Source organism: Gracilibacillus orientalis, from assembly GCF_900114645.1.
Classification (GTDB): Bacteria; Bacillota; Bacilli; order Bacillales; family Amphibacillaceae; genus Gracilibacillus; species Gracilibacillus orientalis.
On record NZ_FOTR01000001.1, the window covers coordinates 413,980 to 437,240 of the forward strand.

The window sequence follows — 23,261 nt, forward strand, 5'->3', positions numbered from 1 at the left end:
CAAAGGTTCCAGCAGCCCTTTAAATTGTTTAATGCATGGATGCGTGTCCTGATGTTAATACCCAAATCGAACCGAAGATAATGATTAATGCTAGGATAAGACTGTTGACCATGTTTATCACATTAATGATACCTTCTTTTCCTTCTGTCACGTGCATAAACATAAACAGTTGAATAATCGCTTGAAATAGCGCTAATATTCCGATAACCCATATAATAATGTTGTTGGAGAAATCAGTGTTGAATGCTATAAAAACAGCTAGTAATGTTAGTACAATCGACAGAATATATCCGACTAAAAGATTCCATGGAAAACCATGAGACTTTGCACTCATTTACATCACCATTCCTTTCAGGTAGACGAATGTAAAGATAAAAATCCATACTACATCTAAAAAGTGCCAATATAGACTTGATATAAATAATTTACTGGATGTTTTTTCAGTAATTCCGCGACGATAAACCTGTACAAGTAATAAGCTAATCCAGATAATCCCGAAAGTTACGTGTGCACCGTGTGTTCCTAGCAATGTGAAAAAAGCAGCTGTAAAACCACTAGTTTGAATTGTTGCACCTTCATGAACATAATGGATAAACTCATTAATTTCCATGTACAAGAAGCCTGCTCCCAGTAACAAGGTCACGATCATCCAGATAAGTAATCCTTTTTTATCATGATTACGCATGGAATGAATTGCTAACCCACTCGTAAAACTACTTGTTAACAAAATAAAGGTCTCGATCAAGACATCTTTTAGAATAAAGATGTCTTGACCCGCTGGTCCATCAGCTGTGTTATGCTCTAATACAAAATAAGAAGCAAACAATGTGGAGAAAAGTACTATTTCCGCACCCAGAAAGACCCAAAAACCTAAAATATTCATCTGACTTTGCTCTGTATTATATTCTAACGGTGTAGTAGTATGGGATGTCATTCTAAATCACCTCTCCACTCTCTTTCTTCCTCTTCTAATTCATCCACCGGAATGTGATAACCATCGTCATAATCAAATGTGTTGGCAACTAAACCAATCACAATACCAACCGCTGCGATAATTGCTAGCGGAATCCATTCAAAGACTAGGAAAAATCCGACTAGACCAAATGCTCCTGCTAAAACGATCGGTGTCCATGAATTACTTGGCATATGAACAGGTTTTAAATCTGCTTTCTTCAAACCTGTTTCACCTTTTTTCTTCTTATACCAGAAGTCGTCTAAGGTCTCCACTTCTGGAACTACCGCAAAATTATAATGTGGTGCTGGAGAAGCTGTGCTCCACTCTAGCGTACGGGCATTCCACGGATCATTCCCGACATCTCTAGATGCATAACGGAAGCTCCAGTAAATGTTATAGCATAATGCTGCAAATCCTGCTGCCATCACAAGTGATCCGATTGCTGAGAATCCTAGCCAAGCACCCCATCCGGTACTTTCCGCATAAGTGTACATACGGCGTGACATGCCGTCCAGTCCAACAAAGAACATCGGCATAAATGTTAAATTGAAGCCAATCACAAATAACCAGAAATGCCATTTACCGATTTTTTCGTTCAGTTTGAAACCAAACATTTTTGGCCACCAGTAATAAAGAGCAGCAAATACCGCAAATACCACACCAGGTATTAATACATAGTGGAAGTGTGCCACTAAGAACATCGTATTATGGTATTGATAGTCCGCTGCTGCCATCGCAAGCATAACACCTGTTACTCCACCTATTGTAAAACATGGAATAAATGCTAATGACCATAACATGGACGTAGTAAATTGAATCCGACCCTTACGTAACGTAAATAACCAGTTAAAGATTTTTACGCCGGTCGGAATTGCAATCATCATCGTTGTTAGTGAGAAGATCGAGTTCACCGCTGCACTGTTTCCCATGGTATAGAAGTGGTGTACCCAAACTAACATACTTAAAAACGCAATACCGGCAATGGCATATACCATTGATTTATACCCGTATAAATTTTTGCGTGCGAAGGTTGCAATGACCTCTGAGAACATACCGAACGCTGGTAATACAACAATATACACTTCCGGATGTCCCCATAACCAGAACAAATTCAGCCATAACATGGGGTCGCCGCCAGCTGCCACCGTGAAAAAGTGTGTGCCAAATAAACGATCTAACGTCATGAAAAGCAATGCTACGGTTAGGATCGGGAATGCAGCAACGATAATGATGTTTGTGATAAATGCTGACCACGTGAAGATTGGCAACTTCATCCAAGACATACCTGGTGCACGCATTTTAATAATCGTTACGACAAAGTTAATTCCCGTCGCTAATGTACCGATACCAGCTATTTGTAAGGAAAGGGCGTAATAGTTATTCCCGACACCTGGTGTAAATTCTTTGCCTGCTAAAGGAAAGTAAGAGGTCCATCCTGCGTCAGGTGAACCGCCGATAACAAATGAAAGGTTAAATAACATGGCCCCAGCAAAGAATATCCAAAAGCTGAAAGCATTCAACTTCGGAAACGCCACATCCCGTGCTCCAATTTGTAACGGAATAACGACGTTCATAATACCAATCAACAGGGGCATCGCCATAAACAAAATCATGATAACACCATGAGTTGTAAATATTTCATCATAATGCTGTGCATCTAATATATCCAATTCTGGTCTAGATGTTTGTGCCTTCATTAAAAGGCCATCCACCCCACCTCTAAAGAACATGAGCACCCCAGCTAAAACATACATAATCCCTATTTTTTTATGATCAACCGTTGTGAACCATTCACTCCACAACCATTTCCATCTTTTTAAATACGTAATTAAAGCAATCAGACCAACCATTGTCAGACCAATTCCAATTTGTGATGCCAAGATTAATGGATCACCTGTAACAAAAAATTCATCCCATGACATGTCGTTCACCACCTCTTTTAATGATGTGAGTGATCTGTCGTAGCAGAGTCACTTGTTTCTTCTGTATCTTGATTTTCGTTTTCTTCCTGGACATCTTCATGATCTTCTTCATGATCTTCTTCTTGATCTTCCTCGTCATCTCCGTGGTCAATTCGATATAGTTCTGAATCAATATATTTTTCTGAACCACCATGAGCATGATCAATCCACTCTAAATGTGTTCCGTTAAATGTCATACGTCCCAAAACACCTGGCTTGAGGATTTCACTGTATTTTTCTTCAGATAAATCTATCGCTGTGTTATGCACTTCATGTACCCATTTATTAAAATCTTCTTCTGTTTGTGCTTGCACTTCAAACTCCATGTGAGCATATCCTTGACCATTAAAGTTTGTGTTTCTACCATAAAATGAACCTGGTTTGTCTGCTACTAAGTATAGATTGGTTTGCATATTGGCCATTGTATATTTTTGCCCACCTAATTGAGGTACCCAAAATGATTGCATCGTTCCTGCAGATGTTAATTTGAATTGAACGGGATGATCTGCCGGAATATTAATATAATTCACTGTTTCAATATCTTGTTCCGGATAACTGAAAATCCATTTCCAATCCGCTGATGTTACATTGATAACAAGCGGTTCTTCATCTTTATAACCTTTAGGAATATCCTCGACCTCATAAATGGTTTTCATCGTGGGAATCATCAAGGCAATAACGATAATAATCGGAATCGTAAACCAAGTTATTTCCAGAAGATGATTTCCTTTTTCCTCTTTTGGTTCGAAATCACCGTCATCTTTTCGCGCTCGATATTTCCAAACAATGTAGGTGAATAACACAAAAATAATGACTACGACGACTAACATTAAAATAATCGAATATACAATTAAATCTGTTAAACTTCTTGCGACAGGCCCTTTAGGATCAAATACGAGCAGTTTTGATTCACAGCCTGCAAGTAAAACAGGAATGAACAATAAAGTGAGAGCATATATGAGCTTCTTCATTGCTTTCATGGTGTTTCTCCTTTCGTTAAAAACATTTCTATTACTTTACATACCCTTTTGTTTACTAAGTAAAATTACATCTGTGTTACATTGTGACAGGTAAATGTGATGAAAGTATGATGAAGTCATAAATGTCATAATTTGTTCAAAATAACGCCATCCATTTTACTAATAACGTATTTTTCTATACTATTTGAGTAGAGACAAAATTGAAGTTTGAGAGGGATAACAATGAAGACGATATTAATTGTCGATGATGAACAACAAATGAGAACGATGTTAACCTTATATTTAAGAAATGATTTTAATTTAATAGAAGCTAAAAATGGCAACGAAGCAATCCATTTATTAAAACAAAACGAGATTGACCTTGTATTGTTAGATATAATGATGCCTGATTTAGACGGTATAGAAGCGTGTAAGCAAATGAAAACGATCAAACCGGATGTTCCAATCATCTTACTTACCGCCTTAAACGAAACCTCTCAAAAAGTAGAAGGACTAACAATTGGAGCAGACGATTATGTAGTTAAACCTTTTGAGCCGAAAGAATTATTAGCACGGATTCAAGTACAACTCAGGCATTTTCACAAGGAGAGAGAACAGACAAAAAACATACAGTTCAATGAATTAAAAATTGATCCTCTATCCCATACCGTTACGGTTCATGGAAAAGAAGTCAAATACAGTCCCAAAGAATTTGATTTACTCTATTTGATGGCATCCCATCCAAACCGGGTATACACCAGAGAACAGCTATTAGATTTAATATGGGGATTGGATGATATTGTCGATATCAGAACAGTAGATTCACATGTTCGATACGTGCGTGATAAATTGAAGAAAGCTAGCGTATCCCATCAGCCAATAGTAACCGTTTGGGGTGTTGGATACAAATTTGATTGGGAGGATAACCATGAAACTTAATAGTGTTGTTTTTAAGCTTGGAGCCACCATCTTATTTTTACAACTCATTATTTTAATTCCACTTGGGTATATTATTTTACAACTCATTTTAAACTACTCCATGAACCAGACGGAGCAGCAGCTTGTACAGCTGTCAGAAAAATATGCAACACAAGTAAACAATATAGATGATCCAGAAAATCTACAACTGTTGGAACACCTAGCAAATATGACAGATACAAGTGCGGTCATTCTGGATCAAAATGGCGAAACCGTTTTACAATCAAATTGGCATGAAGATATCACCGATGAAGTGCTCGCTAATCCACAAATCAGGCAATTAGAACACGGGGAAACGATTGTGGAAGAGTACACATTTAACAGTACAACTTATTTAAAAGTAGCACAGCCGATCACGAATCAGGATCGTATACAAGGTAGTGTTGTTTTATTCTCTTCATTCGGACTTATCAGCAATTCGATTCATAATATTATTTTTCTTGTGATTTTTGCAAGTTTAGGAGCAGTTGCATTAGCAATCGGATTCACCTTTTTCATTTCAAAAAAATTAGGTGCACCATTAATCGCTATGGAGAAAGTCGCTAAACAAATAGCGGAAAAAAAGAACTTCTCTTTACGTGTTGATTATAAAGCGAATGACGAAATTGGTTCTCTGGCACATGCAATTAACCATCTATCCGAAACATTGGAGCGTTATCAGACAAACCGGAATGAATTTTTCTCGAATATCACACATGAACTAAAAACCCCGTTAACTTATGTAAAAGGGTATGCCAACGCCGTACGTCACGAGATGTATCAAAGTAAAGAAGAACGTGAGGAATTCCTCGAAATTATCGAGAATGAAGCGGATCATATCAGTAACTTAATGGATGATCTCACAGACATATCCAAAATTGAAGAAGGAAAGATCGATTTAAATAAAGAAGATATCAATATAAATAACTTAACGGAGGAAATGATAAGACGATCACAGTTCAGAGCTTCGGAAAAAGGACTAAAAATGAATTTAGATGTACCGGACAATACCGTCTTTTTATTCGCAGACAAAAACAGACTTGATCAAGTATTAACAAATCTAGTCGAAAATGCCGTTCGATACACAGAAAAAGGCAGTATTACCTTGCAAGTAAAAGAAGAACGTAATCAAATAATCATTCGGGTAAAAGATACAGGTATTGGTATTAAAACAGAAGCTATACCATACCTTTTCGAGCGTTTCTATCGAGTTGATAAATCTAGATCCCGCGCAAATGGAGGAACTGGATTAGGCTTAGCAATTGTAAAAAATTTAGTTGAAATGCATGAAGGAGACATCGATGTCGATAGTGAATTAAATAAAGGAACAACGATCACATTACGCTTTCCGAAAGAGGAGAATTCCCAGCATACGACATCAAAATAAAGTGATAAATACGAACATTAATGGAAAGGACGACCATCATGGAACTGCAACTAATCGAAGTCTATATCCCTGTCCATCGATTTGAACGATTTCTAAGAGAAGTCGAAGAATACCATGTGATAGAAAAATGGTATACGCAAATATCGGAAGAAGAGCAATTAGTCAAAATATTAATCGAAAAAAAATATGCAGAAGAGATCTTAGATTTTCTCGAAGTAAATGACCGTGGCCAGGAAGATATACGAGCTCTACTCTATAATATTTCGACATATATACCAAGAATAGAAGTTGAAGAGGAAGAAGATCAAGAAGAAGAAGATCCTGAAGAAAAACAAAAAGAAATTACTCGTGCCAGCCGACATGAATTATATAATGTTGTACAATCATCCAGTACTTCAAATGTGAATTATATTTGGATGTTGCTATTATCTTCTGTAGTTGCAACAGCTGGCATTGTCAAAGATAGTGCTGCTATTGTTATTGGAGCCATGGTAATTGCACCCTTAATCGGTCCTTTTACTGCACTTGCTTTTGCTGCAACGCTAGGTGATTATAATTTGATGAAAAGGTCTGTTTTAACATGTTTATATGGTTTAGTGATACCTATAGTAATAGCGATTATTTTTGGATTAATCTTTAATTTGCCGATTAATAGTGATGAATTTTTAGCAAGGACAAACATTGGATTGATGGATATTGTCGTAGCACTTGCGGCTGGTACAGCAGGTGCGATGTCATTTGCTAAACGGGTATCCGAAGCACTTGTTGGGGTGATGGTGTCAGTCGCATTATTACCACCTGCAGTCGTACTAGGAATGATGCTAGGAGCTTTTGAATTTCAGCAGGCACTAACTCCGTTGATTCTCTTAATGGTAAATATAAGCGCCATTCTTTTCTCAGCAATACTTGTTTTTTGGACAAGTGGCATAGAACCGGTTAAATGGAGCGAAATTCAAGTTGCCCAAACGTCAAAAACCTATTCTCTCTTATTTGTCAGTAGCGTCATTATTATTTTAGCTGTGATGATTATTATTATTCAATTTTAAAAAAAGTGGTCAAAACTCACTTCGTTTAACTTATCAGATACTAACTGGGACGCAATGCAATTTAAATTCACCTCTTTCTCAGTTTGTTGAGTTCTGCCATATGCCCGGTATGTTCCGCCCCGGGGTAAAATAGAGATTTTAAACGTTTGCACTTTTAACAAAAACTTTACTTGTCGATGTGTGACGGGATTGCTATACTTACAAAGAAATTTTGAACAGGGAGGTTTTTATGACTACAGAAAAAAACACTTTTCGTGATTTACTGGTCATTTTGTGGATTGCAACTCGATTAGGATTCACCTCATTCGGTGGCCCTGTCGCACACCTCGGCTATTTTCATGAGGAATACGTACGCCGAAAAAAATGGCTCGATGAAAAAGCTTATGCAGATTTAGTAGCATTGTGCCAATTCCTACCTGGCCCTGCGAGCAGTCAAGTCGGCATTGGTGTCGGAATCATTCGTGGCGGTGTATTAGGTGGTATTCTAGCATTTCTTGGCTTCACCTTACCATCGGTTATCATCCTTATCTTATTTGCATTAGCGCTTCACCAGTTTTCCTTTTATGATGCAAGCTTTATCCATGGTTTAAAAATTGTTGCTGTGGCCGTTGTCGCCCATGCAATTATGGGAATGGGTGCTAAATTAACTCCTGATTTACCACGAAAAGCGATAGCTATAATCGCTTTAGCTGTCATGCTTGCATGGCAAACAACGATTACACAAGTGATAATCATCTTGGTCGCAGCGGCAATCGGTATTTTCTTTTTCCAGAAACAAGAAAGACAAGACCAACCTGCACGGCTACGTTTATCTTTATCCAAGAAAACAGCCATTATTAGTATTACTTTATTTTTTATCTTATTAGGCGTGCTTCCAATTGCAAGTCAGATCACAAACTGGCAATGGCTTGCGATGTTTGACAGCTTTTACCGTTCTGGTGCTCTTGTATTTGGCGGTGGACATGTTGTTTTACCATTATTAGAGCAAGAATTTGTACCAACTGGTTGGGTAACGGAACAAGAATTTTTAGCTGGTTATGGGGCTGCACAAGCAGTACCTGGTCCGCTCTTTACTTTTGCAGCATACCTTGGAACTGTAATCGGCGGTATTCCTGGTGGTTTACTCGCTACAGTTGCTATCTTTCTACCGGCCTTTTTACTTATTATTGGTAGTTTACCTTTTTGGCATGCGTTACGCCACATTTCCTCTGTACGTGGTGCCTTACTTAGTGTCAATGCAGCCGTTGTTGGTTTGTTAATCGCTGCTTTTTATCAACCAATTTGGACAAGTACGATTATAGAAACGAAGGATTTTATCTTAGCTGCAATTCTTTTTTGTTTATTAGCATTTTGGAAGTTGCCATCCTGGGTTGTTGTTATAATTGGATTGATTGGTGGCATCTTATTACCATACTTACCTTTTTAGTGATCGGGAAATCCGGTCACTATTTTTCTGGACAGTTTTTCTCCATATCTGGACAGTATCGATTACTTTCTGGACAGTTTTGCCTTTTTTCTGGACACTTTCCATTTTACTTGCACATTTTTGATACTCATTTTATAATATGAATATGTGTTCATGTATTGTATTGAGGAGGATATGTATGGGACATCATCACGGACATGGTCATGGTCATAGTCATGATCATACTAGCAATAAAAAAGCATTGCTGATCAGTTTTATATTTATTTCCACGTTTATGGTTATCGAAGTTATTGGTGGTATTCTAACAAATAGTCTAGCGTTATTATCTGACGCTGGTCACATGCTAAGTGATGCGTTCGCTTTAGCACTAAGCTTGTTTGCATTTAAATTAAGCGAAAAAGCAGCCAACTCTCAGAATACTTATGGCTACAAACGCTTTGAAATTTTAGCAGCATTTATCAATGGTGTCACACTTCTGGCCATTTCTATTTATATTTTTTATGAAGCCTTTCACCGTTTTTTAGACCCTCCTAATGTAAGTCCTATGATGATTTGGATTGCGATTACAGGACTTATCATTAACATTGTCGTCGCATTTATATTAATGTACGGTGGAGATACGAAAGATAACCTAAATATGCGCAGTGCATTACTTCATGTATTCGGTGATTTACTTGGATCAATTGGCGCGATTATAGCTGGTCTACTCATTATGTTTTTTAATTGGAATATGGCAGATCCAATCGCAAGTATTATTGTCGCTGCTCTCATTTTGATTAGCGGCTACCGGGTCACTCGTGAGTCCTTTCATATATTAATGGAAGGTACTCCTAATTATTTATCATATGAGGACATTGAAAATAAGTTGGTCCAATTAGACGGTGTCATTAATATTCATGATTTACACGTCTGGACCATCACTTCAGATTTTCCAGCGTTAAGCTGTCATATGGTAGTAGAAGAAAATCTGGATCGGGATCTACTATTAAAAAAAGCAGTTAATGTTTTGCATGATGAATTTGCGATTCATCATACAACCATTCAAATAGAAGGTCCACATGCAGATATGGAACATAATGAAAACAATTGTAATTGATCACAGGAGGGATACATGATGTCAGACGAAAACTATCAGTCATTAGATGAAGAAACACTTTTTTTAATATCTCAAACTTTTAAAGCGTTAGCTGATCCGACAAGAATACGTATCTTGCATCTATTGTTTAATCGTGAGTTGTCTGTTTCCAACATTGCAGAACAACTTGATCTCAATCAATCAAATGTCTCCCATCAATTACGGTTTTTAAAAAATTTACGACTAGTGAAATACAGGCGTGATGGTAAGACAATTTATTATTCCCAGGACGATGAGCATGTGATGAAAATATTGCAGCAATCGATTGACCATGCAACACATCATTAAAAGTCGCTCAGACGTTATGTAAATACAACAACACATGCATTTACCTTAGGGGAAAACGCATGTGTTGTTGTTGTTTTAGACACATGTAAAAGATTGAATTCTTTCGGTATCTATACCGAAATATACCCAGTTAAACCCTGTCCACCGGTAGCCAGCTACAGAGCGTCTGCCTATATAGGTTGGATAAAACCAGAATGAATTAAAGCGACTGAGCCAGACATACGTAAAACGATATAAACAACCTCTCATCGAACCGGGATCAACTGCATATAATTGTGGTCCGTCTCCTAGCTGTTGGGAAGGCTGTGGTATTTGAGCAGGTGGTGGACCTGTTGGCGCCATACCTTGTGGCCCCTGTCCTGCACCTGGTGGCCCAAATGGTGGCGGAGTCGATGGGCCGCCTCCTTGCCCCGTACCTGGCGTACCTGGATAACCTCGTTGAGATAATGGCGAGAATTGACCATTGACTGGATACACATTTCCATATTGATCATACATATATTGATGTGATGGATAGTATTGTTCCATGATGATTAACCTCCTGTCACTAACATTATATGTTAGGCATGAGGTTGGGTATTTTGTCCATATTAAAATTAGGCGTTTTTTGTGAACAAGTCTATTTTTTTAATCAACAAAAAAGAACCAGTATTATATACTGATTCTACATTCTACTTGATAGGTAACATTTTCTACTTTATGAGATATATTTTTTCATCACTTTTGTACCATCACAAGAAAATAAGCATTCTTTACCTTCCATTAATGTTTCAATATGGACGTCTCTTCCCCATAATCGAAAAATGTATGGCAATGTTTTCTCTAAATAACGTACATCAAGCTCTACACCCTCATAATGATGTCGGATATATAACTCACCATTGCGCATATAGTCACCATCAACAACCGTCAAATAAGGAAATCCTCCATTTAATCTGCTCGAAATTAGCTGATCACGTACATCTTCCCATTTTTTATCGACAATTTTATATTCTGGTCCTTGTTTTTGAAAAAGGTATAAGTCTTCCTTTTCAACAAGATCTTTGGTTAGATAATTGCGCATAAAAGAGATATCTGATTCTATTTCACGAACCTCGAAAATCTTTTCTCTCCCTGTCCCGGATTCTGCACCAAATCGCTTCATTTCATCAGAAGGATTGTTGTATCGTTCCTCAATATCTTCAAACATTTTCACTCCAAGATAATAAGGATTAATCTGTGTTGTCGATGGTTGAACAACACTGGCATTCAGTGATGCAAATTCAACTGTTTCATCACTGGTTAAATCTAACGCTCTGACAATCCGTTGATGCCAGTACGTTGCCCAGCCTTCATTCATAATTTTAGTTTCCAATTGTGGCCAAAAATAAAGCATTTCTTCTCGCATCATCGTTAAGATGTCCCGCTGCCAATCCTCTAACTCTCTACTATGCTCTTCAATAAATAATAAAATATCTTTTTCCGGATGAGGTGGAAAGGATTTTTTACTTTTAGTTGATCGTTGTGTACCTGCAGACGATGACTGGTCTAAGTCCCATAAATCATCGTATTCTGTTCTTGTACGTTGCAGTTCTTCTTCCTCATCATTTTTTTGCCAATCTAATTGTGCCTTTAATAAGGTGGGATCAATGTGCTCTTGAATAGAGAGTACCGCATCTAGGAATTCTTCTACTTCTTTAATTCCATGTTGTTTCTCATATTTCGCTACACGCTCAGCTGTCGCTGCCATACTTTCTACCATATCACGCTTCGTATTTTGAAATCGTACATTATTTTTAAAAAAGTCACAATGTGCTAATACATGGGCAACAATTAATTTATTTTGAATCAAACTATTGGAATGTAATAAAAAAGCATAACAAGGGTTAGAATTGATCACCAATTCATATATTCTACTTAACCCGAGATCATATTGCAGTTTCATTCGGTGAAATTGTTTACCAAAGCTCCAATGCGAGAACCTTGTCGGCATCCCATATGCACCAAATGTATATAATATTTCAGGCGGACAAATTTCATATCGCATCGGATAAGAATCTAAGCCAAATCCTTCTGCGATCTCAGTGATTTCGTGAATTGCCTTTTCTAAATTCTTTTTATCTTCTGCTTTCAAACAAAACACCTCCACTATAATATATGAGAGGTGTTTGAAAATAGGACACACTTTATAAGATTAATGGGTGTCCTAAACCACATTAAATAATGATTCTTTAGTTACCTAACCTATACTAATAAAAATCACCTTCATAAACTGTACTGTTGAATGAAAGAGAGGTGATTAACATGCGGAAACTCTTTATCGCTCGATTAAAAGGTAAAAATGAAGTCCCTCCTGTTAAAACTAATGCTTTTGGTTTGGCAAAATTTTTAGTTAATAAAAACAGAACTAAGATAAAGTTTAGACTAGAAGTTAACAACATTGAAAACTTGGTTCAAGCGCACATCCACTTTGGTAGACGAGGTGAAAATGGACCTGTAGTAGTGTTTCTTTTTGGTGCTGACTTAGAAACGCTTGAGGAACAAAATGGTATATCGACAGGTAGAGGCGTTGTTACTGGAACTATTACGGATGACGATATTATAGAAAATGACGTAGGTATAGAAACTGTAGAAGAATTATTACAATTCATGGAACAAAAATCAACTTATGTTAATGCTCATACTGAACAAAATCCATCCGGTGAAATTAGAGGCCAAATTATACCCAATTAAGTTTCCACTTTGTTGGTTTTATTTTAATGCAAAAAATAAACCTTGCCTACTTAGACAAGGTTTATTTCCTGCATTATGCTAGTTTTCCTATCTTTTTTTTACATTTACATTCCGTAAGGGTATAACCTGTTATTTCAAACCCTTTATTTTTCAAAAAGCGAATCGCTAAATTCTTTTCCACATGATTCGAAGCAACAATGTGAACGAACCTGGAAGGAATTTCGTGATAATATCTTCGTAGATATGGAATGGGAATCACAAGCGCTTCTTCTACTTTATCATTATCTGCTTCTTGATAATCACGAATATCCAGGGTTAATTTCTCCCGATTGCGATTTTTATCAAATTCCACACATGGTATCCCTTTAACAGGTACATAACGTGTATATAGTAAATGGCTTAAAAATACGATGATCAACAATAAAACAATCCAAAAGATTGACATATTAAGTTATCCTCCATTACCTATGATAAATGGCTCACAAATATCTTTACACCGTTACAGTATATTGTCAACCTTTTGCTTTCATCACAGTTTATTGTTTAAGATTTTTAACTTTCTCCCAATAATGGACAATTGTCTTCATTCCTTTATCAAAATGAGCAATCGGGAAGCTTTCATTAGGAGAATGCAATCGGTCATCTGGTGTTCCGAACCCAAGCAATACAACAGGTATTTGATAGATCGAGTCAATCCATTCCACCACTGGTATAGAGCCACCCATTCGAACATATACTGCTTCTTTTTCAAAGGTATCTGTTAAACTCTCTGCTGCTTTGGTAATCAACGGGTGATCTGGATCCACTTTATAAGCTTTTGCTGATAATGGTTCACGCTTTATAGTTAGTTCCACACCTTTTGGCACGTGTTGTTCTAAATGTTTTACTAATAAATCCTGAATTTCTTGCGGATCCTGGCCTGGTACTAGACGACATGTTAGTTTCGCTGTTGCAGTAGACGGGATAATGGTTTTCGTTCCCTCTCCTTGATAACCGCTGAATAAACCATTGACTTCTAGAGTTGGTCTAGCCATAGTATGTTCTTTTGCAGTATAGCCTTTTTCAGAAACCGTTTCTTTTACTCCCGTAGTCTCTTGGTAATCTTCACTTGGTGCATCTTTAATTAAAGCGCGTTCTTCAGTGGATAAAGGTTCAACATTATCATAAAAATGAGCAACTTGAACAACTTCTTCTTCATTTTTCATTGTTGCTAAAAGCTGTGCCATAGCCATTGCGGGGTTTTTCACCGCACCACCGTACAGACCTGAATGCAAATCATTGTCAGGCCCTTTCAAAGTAAATTCCAATCCGGTAAATCCTTTTAAACCATAAAGAATGGTCGGCTGATCCTTGGCTACCATTCCCGAATCAGATATGACTGCAAAATCAGCTTGGAATTTTTCCTTTTGTTCATGAAGGATATCATAAAGATTGGCACTACCGATCTCTTCTTCCCCTTCGACACAGACTTTCACATTGATTGGTAATGAGCCTGTCGATTGCAGGAAAGCTTTTAATACAACGAGGTGCATAAAGACTTGCCCTTTGTCATCACTGGCACCACGGGCATAGATTCTTCCATCTCTAACTTCTGCTTGAAATGGGTCACTTTTCCACTGGTCGAGTGGGTCTGGTGGCTGTACATCATAATGGCCATAAAATAAAACAGTTGGTGCATCTTCACCAGCATTCATCCATTCAGCGTATACAAGTGGATGACCTTTTGTTTCTTGGACTTCCACGGTTTCAAATCCAGCGTTAGTTAAATAGTCGCCTACAAACTCGGCTGCTTTCTTTACATCTTCTTTATGGTTTGAATCTGTGCTGACACTTGGTATATGTAAAAAGCTTTTAAGGTCTTCCATGTGTTGATCTTTATATTTTTCAAGATATTCAATAACTTCTTTCATTGTGATCACGTTCCTTTCGCTTCATTCCTTCCATAGTTTAACATGGAATTGCTAAATCATTCACCCAAAAAGTTTTAGGAACTGCTTTTTCTTGAATGTTAAGATGGTGCTTTGAAATTTGGCTGATGATGGACATTTTTTCTAGTCTTCTGCTTATTTTGTCCTTCATTGAGCTTATGATGGACACTTTTCTTATTTTTCTGCTTGTTTTGTCCTTCATCAAGCTTATGAAGGACATTTTACTTCGATTTCCTGATCTTTTGTCTTTCATTTTAGCGTAAAAGATAAAAATACATATCATCTCCACCAATTCAAATTAAAAATGCATAGAGCTAAGCCCCATACCAACACTTTAACATCCTTACTAGCAAAAATTACTCAGATATTTTGGTAATTCAACAAACAAATCATTAGTTTTTCGAGCGGTTTTTGCTTTAGCTTCGGAGAAAACCCCGTGGAAAGGGAAGTGGGCAGCCGAAGCGATTTCCTTGCACATGATTACATTCATAATAAACAACAAAAACGCACATGAATTTCAGTGTGAAATCCAGTGCGTTTTCTTTGAGATTCGATTGTTTGCACCTTTGAAGTAACCCGTTACTCCCAAATAGGCAAGTGTATTTTATTGCTCTTAGTCTAACCCTTTTGCCAAGTCTTCAATTAAGTCATCAACGTCCTCGATTCCGATTGATAGGCGAATAAGGCCGTCGGTTATACCTAACTCTTCGCGGCGGTCTTTTGGAATCGATGCGTGTGTCATACGTGCCGGAATGGAAATTAAACTTTCCACTGCACCAAGACTTTCCGCTAAGGTGAAATAATCGACCTTACTCAATACTTGATCCGCTTTTTCTCCGCTACCGACGTCAAATGCGATCATACCACCAAAACCTTCTGCCTGCTGTTTGGTAACATCATGTCCTGCATGTGATGATAAGCCTGGATAATAGACCTTCTCGACATGTGGATGCTGTTCAAGATAAGCTGCAATTTTGTTTGCATTTTTTTCGATTGCTTCCATACGCAAGCCTAATGTCTTAATACCTCGCATTAATAACCATGAATCCTGTGGTCCTAAAATAGCACCGACCGAGTTTTGAATAAAGTGGATTTCTTCAGCCAGTTTTTCATCATTTACAGCCGCAAGCCCTGATACAACGTCACTGTGCCCGCCGATATATTTGGTTGCACTGTGTAAGACAATATCTGCACCGAAATCTAATGGATTTTGCAAGTATGGTGTCGCAAATGTATTATCAACTACTAATAAAAGATTATGCTTATCAGCAATTTCTTTCATTTTTTTCAAATCAGTTACTTTTAAAAGTGGATTCGTCGGTGTTTCAATATATAGCATTTTTGTATTTGGCTTAATCGCTGCTTCTATTTCAGTGATATCACTAGTATCAACAAACGTGTGTCCCAATTCAATACGATTTAACACTTTAGTTGTTAAGCGATAGGTTCCACCGTATACATCATCTGTTAATACGACATGATCACCCGATTTGAGTAGCATCATGACAGTTGTAATTGCCGCCATTCCTGAAGCAAAAGCAAACCCTGCTTTTCCATTCTCTAATTCAGCGGTAACTGTTTCTAGTGCATGACGTGTTGGGTTACCTGTTCTTGAATATTCGTAACCAGTATGTTTTCCGGCTTCTGGTTGTCTGTAGGTACTTACTTGATAAATTGGTACAGATACAGCGCCTGTTCTTTCATCCCCTGTGATACCGCCATGTACCATTTTTGTTTTACGTTTCATAACTATTCCTCCTACGAATCAAACGTATAAATATCTTTACTTAAATATCGTTCACTGCTATCTGGAAAAATGGTAACGATGTTGCTACCAGGTTTTGCATTCTTCGCTTCTCTTAAAGCAGCAACCATTGCTGCACCTGATGAACTTCCTACCAGCAGTCCTTCTTTTTCTGCCAGTTGCCGCACCATATCAAAGGCCATATCATCATCGATCGTATGGATTTCATCAAACAATGCCCGATCCATATAATCAGGTAAAAATTCCATACCGATTCCTTCCGTACGGTGTGATCCTATATCACCACCAGCAATAATCGATCCTGTCGGTTCAACAATTACTGTTTTCGTATTCGAATTTCTATCTTTGAAATAACGGGCAGCTCCCATAAAAGTGCCACCTGTTCCTGCGCCTGCAACAAAAACAGATACCTCATCACCATGTAAGTCCTTCACAATTTCTGGTGCTAATGTCTTATAATAAGTCTCTGGATTTGCTTGATTTTCAAATTGTTGCGGAGCATAACTGTTCGGAATTTCTGATAGTAACTGTTTGGTTTTATCGATCGCTCCACGCATCCCTTCAGCGCTTGGCGTATGAACAATTTCTGCACCTAAAGCTTTCATTAATAATTGTTTTTCCTGACTAAATTGTTCAGGAACAACAAAAATAACATGAAATCCTTTATTAATAGCCGCTAATGCAATTCCGATCCCGGTGTTACCAGCGGTCGGTTCGATAAGCGTTCCACCTGGTTTCAATGCACCAGTTTCCATTGCTGTTTCGATCAAATTTATGCCTAAACGATCTTTAATACTGCCACCCGGATTAAAAAATTCTAATTTCGCAAAAAGTCGTACACCGTTTGGAAGTTCGAAATTCGATAACTCCATTAACGGTGTACCTCCAATTAATTGTTGTATATTCTTATAAAGTGCCAATCTAATCCCTCTTTTTATTCAGCAAACACAATGTGCCATTCGTCTTTACCAGCTAACATATTTCTTGCGATGTCTTTGGCACCTTCCAAGCTATGGTTAGCTGCCCAACCGCATTGGACTTCATTACATGCTGGTACTTCTGTTGCTTCTAAAACATCTTGCAATGTCTTCTCCAACGCTTCTACCACATCATCATAATTGTCATTGTTTAGGATAGCAAAATAAAAACCTGTTTGGCATCCCATTGGACCAATATCCAAAACATTGTCAATGTGATTTCGAATATTTTCTGCCATTAAGTGTTCAATCGAATGGAGTCCTGCCATATCCATATGGTCTTTATTCGGTTGACAAAAACGGATATCGTATTTATAAACTTTATCACCATTTCCTCCTGTAGTAACTCCTACAAGTCGTACATATGGTGCTTTTACTTTAGTATGATCTAAATTAAAGCTCTCAACATTCATTTTTTTAGTCATCTTCCATTCACTCCTCTTCTTTTTTTTCCGCTACAAATAACCAAACAAATTTATTTCGCTGTTTAGCTTCAAAATGAAAACCATTTGCTTCAAAAAGTTGGCGTACGTCCTCTAATTGAGGATAGTATTCTCTGTTCAAATCTTCTAGTAAATCATAATAGCCCAACTCATGTGCTTCTTGTTTGATCTGCTGTTCATCCTGACTATTTTTATAAACCGTATCTGCAAATACCACACGACCGCCATCGGCTAACAAGAAATAAAACTCAGCAATCGCTTTGTTCTTTTCTTCTTTAGTTAAATGGTGAAAAGCATACGTACTAACAATTGTATCTACTGGTTTATCAGGTAATGGAAATGCAAGAAAATCCCCTTCATGCAGATCTAATTCAGGTAATTTCTTTTTAGCTACCTCTCTCATCGGCTCTGACGGTTCAACCCCAATAACTTTTAAATCTTTAGCTAGAACTTTTTCCGTTAAATTGCCGGTGCCTACGCCGAACTCCATCACTGTACCTTCAGTTAGCTGAGCAACTTCATCTAATATTGTATCATATCCTTCGAACACATCTCTATACTGAGGATCATGTCCGGTGACAGCCTCATCATAAGTGGAAGCCCACTCTTCAAACACTTCCAAAAACTCTCTGCCCATGGTAAACTCCTCCATCTATGTTAATCCATACTATTTTACTCTGTTTTATCGGAATTGACACTAATATAGCACAAAAATAGCCGATATGCAAAAATGGAACTTGGGCATAAAACCTTCTGTCTGGCACCTTTTATCTAATGAATGAAAAGAAAGACTGCGCAGTATGTACCAAAGCAAATTTACGCCCCATATTAAAATGAGCAAGTATCCGAAGATACTTGCTCATTCTAATTATTCTTCATCATTCGGGAAAACTCTTTCAATCATATTTCCCATACGTTTGAAAAAGCCTTCTACCGGTTCGCCACCTTCTACATCATTGGCATATTGACCTGCTAAATCAAAGAAATCCGGGTTTGTCGAAACATAAACATTATCGATATCATCATTCACAGATTTAACTGTTTTCGTAATTTTTTCTTTTGTTTCTTCACTTAATTCTTCATTGTTTCGATTAGGACTTTCATTATCTGTTTCTTTATCCCATGATGCCGCTACATATGCATTATTGTCAGTTGTTACTACATATACACGGTCAATTTCCGGAACTTCAGACTGGATTTTTTCAGCCGCTTCTTCTCCAACATTATAGTTTGCACCATTACGTCTAGAGTTAGTCATATTATCGGCATCTCTGTTTGTGTTGCCATCAAACATAAATTGATTGTTGTCATTTCTACGAGTTTCACGGTTCATATTATCTTGTCCGCGGGATGGATCTGTAGTTTGATTTCTATTGTTAGCACGATCATTGGCTGGATCGTTAGATGTCTGATTGTATCCTATCGGTTGTGCCGGATTACCATTATATTCTCCATTTTCTTGACCATATTCATTTCCGCCACATGCTGTCAGTGTTAATGTTGCAGCAAAAGTCATTGCTAAAGCCGGCTTTGATAATTTCATCTGTTTCCCTCCTTTTTTTAATATCATCAATAGTATGGATGGAAACAGAATGACTTATGTTGATTAATATTTGGTAACGAGACCAACAGTTCTTTCGACTTTTTCATTGTAAACCGCACACACTAATAAGGATTCCCCAACTAAAATGTATACAACAATTTAAGAAAAGGGGGATTATTCGTTGAATATTGACTACGATAAAGCAATGTATTATACGTTATGGGGGCAATGGGATGACTTGCTAGTATTAATGGTCCGAACAAATGATGACTTACTGTCCAAAAAAATCGAACAATTTTTACATGCCTATCATTATCCAAGCTCACAGGATTATCTAATGAGTTCGCATGAACAACTTATGCATTATATCGACCATGCTTTAGTCAATCAAATGAGCCTTACTTCACAATAAAAAGATGCTGAGGAAAGATTATCATCAGTTCCTAGTTCGTCGGTTCTGTATTTGTCTCCTCAACTGCTTTAACTTTCCTCAGCTGATTTAAATAAGGGTTAGTTTAACACTAACCCTTCAACTTAATGACATCGTCTAACACGCTATTGTCATTATTTACACAAAACTCGCTACAAAAAAACTCTAGTTATTACCAAAAAAAAACTGGAATCTCTTCATACTGAGATAACAGTTTAAACTTTATTTGTTATGTCCTTTACCTGGATGCTGTTTTTGCGGTTTATCTTTCTTTTTAGGTTTGTTATTCTGCTTAGATGTTGACTTTTTATCATCCGATTTCTTGTTTTTGTTAGTTTTTGATTTTTTATTTTTATTATCCTGTTTTTTTTTCTTATTGTTTTTCTCTTTTGTTTTTTTCTGAGTCTGCTCTTTTGTCTTTTTGTTCGCTTTTTGATCTTGATTGTCGGTCTTTGTTTTTGCCTCATCGCCCACTTTTTGACCGTGATTATCTTGTTTCTTACCATTATTTACTGATTTTTGTTCTTTGGCACGTTCACTTGCATTAGCAGGTAAAATAGCAGGATCATTTGTCTCTTTTTTCGATTCGCCTTGATTGTTTTCCTCGATATCTTCTAGATTCTCTTCCTGTTCTGTTTCATCGATTTCAATCTCTTCCTGATTGACCTCTTCCTCTTGTTCTTGCTCATTATGATTATAAAAATTTTCAATTAGTTCTCTTTCTTCTGTATCTAAGGAAGTTTCAAGCGTATCATTTTCGGTTGATATTTGTTTTACTTCTGATCCAAGGCTTTCCTCTAACGACTGTGCTGTTAACTCATTCATCGAGACATGATCTGTTTCAGCCTGTGCTCTAAGTTCTTTCGACACTTCATAAATGGCCACTTGATATCCAAGTTGTTGATAATAACTACCTAATTCATCTTCAAAATGATGATCCTGGTTGTTCTCATCGTAGTAGCTTACCGCCATTAAAACCGGACGATCTGCTTCAGCTTCTGTGTTAACTGTTACTTTGTCAATAATTTCATCTGTCAACGATGTTATGGTACGATTTTTAACCTCTAAATTATCCATCAACTGTTCAGCATCGTCATTCATCGGTTCAACGTCAAGTACTTGATATTGTTCATCAATGGTAATATTTAAGCTTGGATTAATGTCAATACTAACTACTGCATAAGCTTTATTACCTGCTAACCATATGTATAATGGACTTAATAGCAGTAAACATATTAAGACCATAGGAACTAGCTTCCACGTTATTGATCCTTTGAAAAAATTAAAAAACGATTGCAAGACGGATTTTTTTTGTTGATAAAAGGTTTCCGTACCAATTTCTTTTTCCTTCATTGGTACCGCTCTGTGGAACACACCATTCTTATCCATCACGATTGTGTATCGTGATGTATGTTCCACAATTATTCCTTTTTTCACAGATCTACCCCCTCGAGGTATTCTTTTAAATATACATAATCACCTGTAAGGATAATAAATACCGTTAATATATATTTTCGATTTCTCTCTAACGTTTTTTTACTAACAGGTACGACCTTCAATAATTTTTTAATAGGTACTCTTTTTTTAAGTAGTACATAATCTTTTAATTCTGAGTCATTTATTAACTGTTTCGCAGCATAAACTGCAGATTCACGCGCATCTTGGTGTTTTGGTGAAATTTCTGTAAGCTCTCTAAATGAAATTTTAAACTGTTTCAATTGTTCAGATAACTCCAAAATTTCTTGTCTGCGATTCCATGATTCTTGTTCCAGTTGAAATATTTTTTTAGCTTGTGATATCTGTAACGGACTTTCTTCTATTTCTTCCTCGTCATTCATATTCAGAGCTGGATACATATATTGTCTCTGTTCTTTCCGGATATAGTCAATTACTTTGCGTTTAATTATGACTTGAGCAAAGGCAAGAAATGATGAGCCTTTCTCCCGTGAATACAACTCTATTGCCTCATTAAAAGCAATCATACCGACGCTAAATTCATCATGTTCATGTTTGATATATCTTTTACACACATCCGAAACACATTTTGCAATAAATGGTTGATATGCTTTAATTATATCATTACGTAAGTAGTCATCACCTCGCTGTATCAACTCAATTTGATCTTCTAATCTATATTCTTTATCGGTTAACTGGCTTTCTATCATATTCGGCACCACCAGTCCTTTATAAAATTCGTATTGTATTAGTGTTTTTTTGTCTGTTATTAATAAAAATTAAGTCTATTTTCACCAGTTTTTTTTGTCACTTTATACAGAATAAAAGAAAATCTTGTTTCTATCTACCATAATTCAATTACAATTCATTAAGTTTTATTTTCAATCAATAGATATATTGACTCATTATGATTAAATACTCACAGAAATAAGGCAGTAACGAATAGTCCTTTGGAACCTATTCTTTAATGTTAAAGTATATAATCGCCCTCTTTTTTGAGATAATAAACTAACTCTCAGTAAAAACAATACTGAGAGTTTACATGAATCATTGTTTATTTATATTTAGATATTCTATAGGCACGGCTAAGCCTACTCTGCCGTGTTCCTCATTTTTTTGTGTCGCAAAAACAACTGCAATGACATCACCTTGCTCATTCAAGACCGGACTGCCACTGTTTCCTCGATAAACTGGCGCATCTAACATATAGACTGGTTTCTCCCAGGAAGATAATTGTGTCTTTCCAATTAAATCTCCCTCGTTGGCAATGCCATTAAAACGTAGAGGATTTCCAATAAAAAGAACATCTTCAAGCTGTTCTTCGCTATTTTTATCGCTTAGTGCTAAATATGGAAGATTTTCTGCCTCTATATCTAATACAGCAAGGTCTATTTCTGGATAGGTTTCCACTACTTCACCATTATACAGGCCTTCCTCCTGGAAAGCGACAGTGATCCTTGGTTGATCCTCAATCACATGATAGTTGGTGATGATATAACCATCTGTTGAGATAGCAAAGCCGGTACCTTTATTGTCCTCGCCTTCAATGACAACAACTGCATCGCGATACTGTTGTACTGTTTCATCCTGCATTAACCTTCCAGAAGTTTGAATAAATTCAATTGCTGGAATCGAAAAAGTTTGTGGCAGAATGGCAATCACTTGAATAAACATCGCAATAGCAATCGACCACACCGCCCATTTAGGAAATACTCTCTTTTTACTATCTTCTGCTTCTGTTCGTTCATTCTCTTCTAATTTGCGTCGTTCTTCTTGGACCAGTTCATACATTTCTTCCGGATCTATTTCTTCATATAAATCTTCATCAATAATATCCCGTTTTTTGTCATCCGAATGTTTCATACTACACCTCATCCAAAAACGATCTGTTGAC

Annotated in this window: 24 protein-coding genes; 8 read left to right on the plus strand and 16 right to left on the minus strand. The window is 37.0% G+C overall.

Annotated features, from left to right (window positions below):
• Positions 1 to 28 precede the first annotated feature (28 nt).
• From qoxD to qoxA, 4 genes are read right to left on the minus strand one after another with little or no spacing between them, the layout of a single operon-like run.
• Positions 29 to 334, minus strand: coding sequence for a cytochrome aa3 quinol oxidase subunit IV (gene qoxD, locus BM121_RS02065; RefSeq protein WP_091480460.1), 306 nt, complete (start codon positions 332 to 334; stop codon positions 29 to 31).
• Positions 335 to 934: a cytochrome aa3 quinol oxidase subunit III gene (gene qoxC / locus BM121_RS02070; protein ID WP_091480462.1), complete on the minus strand. Its 600-nt coding sequence runs from the start codon at positions 932 to 934 to the stop codon at positions 335 to 337. It abuts the gene before it with no gap.
• The gene (gene qoxB, locus BM121_RS02075) at positions 931 to 2,877 is read right to left on the minus strand and encodes a cytochrome aa3 quinol oxidase subunit I (RefSeq protein ID WP_091480464.1); all 1,947 of its coding nucleotides are present in this window, start codon (positions 2,875 to 2,877) and stop codon (positions 931 to 933) included. The genes qoxC and qoxB overlap by 4 nt, the downstream gene beginning before the upstream one ends.
• A gap of 17 nt (positions 2,878 to 2,894) precedes the next feature.
• Positions 2,895 to 3,896, minus strand: a complete 1,002-nt coding sequence (gene qoxA, locus BM121_RS02080) for a cytochrome aa3 quinol oxidase subunit II (RefSeq protein ID WP_425432198.1) — start codon at positions 3,894 to 3,896, stop codon at positions 2,895 to 2,897.
• 222 nt (positions 3,897 to 4,118) lie between these two features.
• Here qoxA and BM121_RS02085 point away from each other — a divergent pair, with 222 nt between their 5' ends.
• The 6 genes from BM121_RS02085 (at position 4,119) to BM121_RS02110 (ending at position 10,114) form a co-directional block, all read left to right on the plus strand.
• Positions 4,119 to 4,814 carry a response regulator transcription factor gene (locus BM121_RS02085; protein WP_091480466.1) on the plus strand — a complete coding sequence of 232 codons (696 nt, stop codon included), beginning with the start codon at positions 4,119 to 4,121 and terminating at the stop codon, positions 4,812 to 4,814.
• Entirely contained in the window at positions 4,804 to 6,219 is a 1,416-nt protein-coding gene (locus tag BM121_RS02090; RefSeq protein WP_091480468.1) for an ATP-binding protein, read from the plus strand. The genes BM121_RS02085 and BM121_RS02090 overlap by 11 nt, the downstream gene beginning before the upstream one ends.
• A gap of 38 nt (positions 6,220 to 6,257) precedes the next feature.
• Positions 6,258 to 7,265 carry a TIGR00341 family protein gene (locus tag BM121_RS02095; protein ID WP_091480470.1) on the plus strand — a complete coding sequence of 336 codons (1,008 nt, stop codon included), beginning with the start codon at positions 6,258 to 6,260 and terminating at the stop codon, positions 7,263 to 7,265.
• Between the two features lie 229 nt (positions 7,266 to 7,494).
• Complete coding sequence (gene chrA / locus BM121_RS02100) at positions 7,495 to 8,691, plus strand: chromate efflux transporter (RefSeq protein WP_091480473.1); 1,197 nt, start codon at positions 7,495 to 7,497, stop codon at positions 8,689 to 8,691.
• Positions 8,692 to 8,863: 172 nt separating this feature from the next.
• Positions 8,864 to 9,787, plus strand: coding sequence for a cation diffusion facilitator family transporter (locus BM121_RS02105; RefSeq protein ID WP_245780721.1), 924 nt, complete (start codon positions 8,864 to 8,866; stop codon positions 9,785 to 9,787).
• A gap of 18 nt (positions 9,788 to 9,805) precedes the next feature.
• A complete protein-coding gene (locus BM121_RS02110) occupies positions 9,806 to 10,114 on the plus strand; it encodes an ArsR/SmtB family transcription factor (RefSeq protein ID WP_091480479.1) in 309 nt (102 codons plus the stop codon).
• Between the two features lie 75 nt (positions 10,115 to 10,189).
• On the opposite strand, the gene BM121_RS02115 is transcribed toward BM121_RS02110, so the two are convergent.
• Complete coding sequence (locus tag BM121_RS02115; RefSeq protein ID WP_091480482.1) at positions 10,190 to 10,642, minus strand: hypothetical protein; 453 nt, start codon at positions 10,640 to 10,642, stop codon at positions 10,190 to 10,192.
• A 169-nt stretch (positions 10,643 to 10,811) separates the two neighbouring features.
• Entirely contained in the window at positions 10,812 to 12,227 is a 1,416-nt protein-coding gene (locus BM121_RS02120) for a SpoVR family protein (RefSeq protein WP_091480485.1), read from the minus strand.
• A gap of 170 nt (positions 12,228 to 12,397) precedes the next feature.
• On the opposite strand from BM121_RS02120, the gene BM121_RS02125 reads away from it, so the two are divergent.
• Positions 12,398 to 12,826, plus strand: a complete 429-nt coding sequence (locus tag BM121_RS02125) for a CHRD domain-containing protein (RefSeq protein ID WP_091480488.1) — start codon at positions 12,398 to 12,400, stop codon at positions 12,824 to 12,826.
• 73 nt (positions 12,827 to 12,899) lie between these two features.
• On the opposite strand, the gene BM121_RS02130 is transcribed toward BM121_RS02125, so the two are convergent.
• The 7 genes from BM121_RS02130 to BM121_RS02165 all read right to left on the minus strand — a co-directional run bounded on the left by BM121_RS02130 (position 12,900) and on the right by BM121_RS02165 (position 19,482).
• The gene (locus BM121_RS02130; protein WP_091480492.1) at positions 12,900 to 13,271 is read right to left on the minus strand and encodes a rhodanese-like domain-containing protein; all 372 of its coding nucleotides are present in this window, start codon (positions 13,269 to 13,271) and stop codon (positions 12,900 to 12,902) included.
• Positions 13,272 to 13,362: 91 nt separating this feature from the next.
• A complete protein-coding gene (locus tag BM121_RS02135) occupies positions 13,363 to 14,736 on the minus strand; it encodes a dipeptidase (RefSeq protein WP_091480495.1) in 1,374 nt (457 codons plus the stop codon).
• Between the two features lie 631 nt (positions 14,737 to 15,367).
• Positions 15,368 to 16,501 (minus strand): bifunctional cystathionine gamma-lyase/homocysteine desulfhydrase, encoded by a 1,134-nt coding sequence (locus BM121_RS02145; protein WP_091480501.1) that lies wholly within the window; start codon positions 16,499 to 16,501, stop codon positions 15,368 to 15,370.
• 11 nt (positions 16,502 to 16,512) lie between these two features.
• Positions 16,513 to 17,439 (minus strand): PLP-dependent cysteine synthase family protein, encoded by a 927-nt coding sequence (locus BM121_RS02150; protein WP_091480503.1) that lies wholly within the window; start codon positions 17,437 to 17,439, stop codon positions 16,513 to 16,515.
• Between the two features lie 14 nt (positions 17,440 to 17,453).
• Positions 17,454 to 17,921, minus strand: coding sequence for an S-ribosylhomocysteine lyase (locus BM121_RS02155; RefSeq protein WP_091480506.1), 468 nt, complete (start codon positions 17,919 to 17,921; stop codon positions 17,454 to 17,456).
• A 7-nt stretch (positions 17,922 to 17,928) separates the two neighbouring features.
• Positions 17,929 to 18,576 (minus strand): class I SAM-dependent methyltransferase, encoded by a 648-nt coding sequence (locus BM121_RS02160; RefSeq protein WP_091480508.1) that lies wholly within the window; start codon positions 18,574 to 18,576, stop codon positions 17,929 to 17,931.
• A 231-nt stretch (positions 18,577 to 18,807) separates the two neighbouring features.
• A complete protein-coding gene (locus BM121_RS02165; RefSeq protein WP_091480511.1) occupies positions 18,808 to 19,482 on the minus strand; it encodes a YhcN/YlaJ family sporulation lipoprotein in 675 nt (224 codons plus the stop codon).
• A gap of 205 nt (positions 19,483 to 19,687) precedes the next feature.
• Here BM121_RS02165 and BM121_RS02170 point away from each other — a divergent pair, with 205 nt between their 5' ends.
• Positions 19,688 to 19,894 (plus strand): YhdB family protein, encoded by a 207-nt coding sequence (locus tag BM121_RS02170; RefSeq protein ID WP_425432203.1) that lies wholly within the window; start codon positions 19,688 to 19,690, stop codon positions 19,892 to 19,894.
• Between the two features lie 240 nt (positions 19,895 to 20,134).
• Here BM121_RS02170 and BM121_RS02175 read toward each other — a convergent pair whose 3' ends face one another.
• The 3 genes from BM121_RS02175 to BM121_RS02185 form a co-directional block, all read right to left on the minus strand.
• Entirely contained in the window at positions 20,135 to 21,349 is a 1,215-nt protein-coding gene (locus BM121_RS02175) for an anti-sigma-I factor RsgI family protein (RefSeq protein WP_091480516.1), read from the minus strand.
• Positions 21,346 to 22,077, minus strand: a complete 732-nt coding sequence (gene sigI / locus BM121_RS02180; RefSeq protein WP_091480519.1) for an RNA polymerase sigma-I factor — start codon at positions 22,075 to 22,077, stop codon at positions 21,346 to 21,348. Before sigI ends, BM121_RS02175 begins: the two co-directional genes overlap by 4 nt.
• 337 nt (positions 22,078 to 22,414) lie before the next feature.
• Entirely contained in the window at positions 22,415 to 23,230 is an 816-nt protein-coding gene (locus tag BM121_RS02185; RefSeq protein WP_091480521.1) for a S1C family serine protease, read from the minus strand.
• Between the last annotated feature and the right edge of the window lie 31 nt (positions 23,231 to 23,261).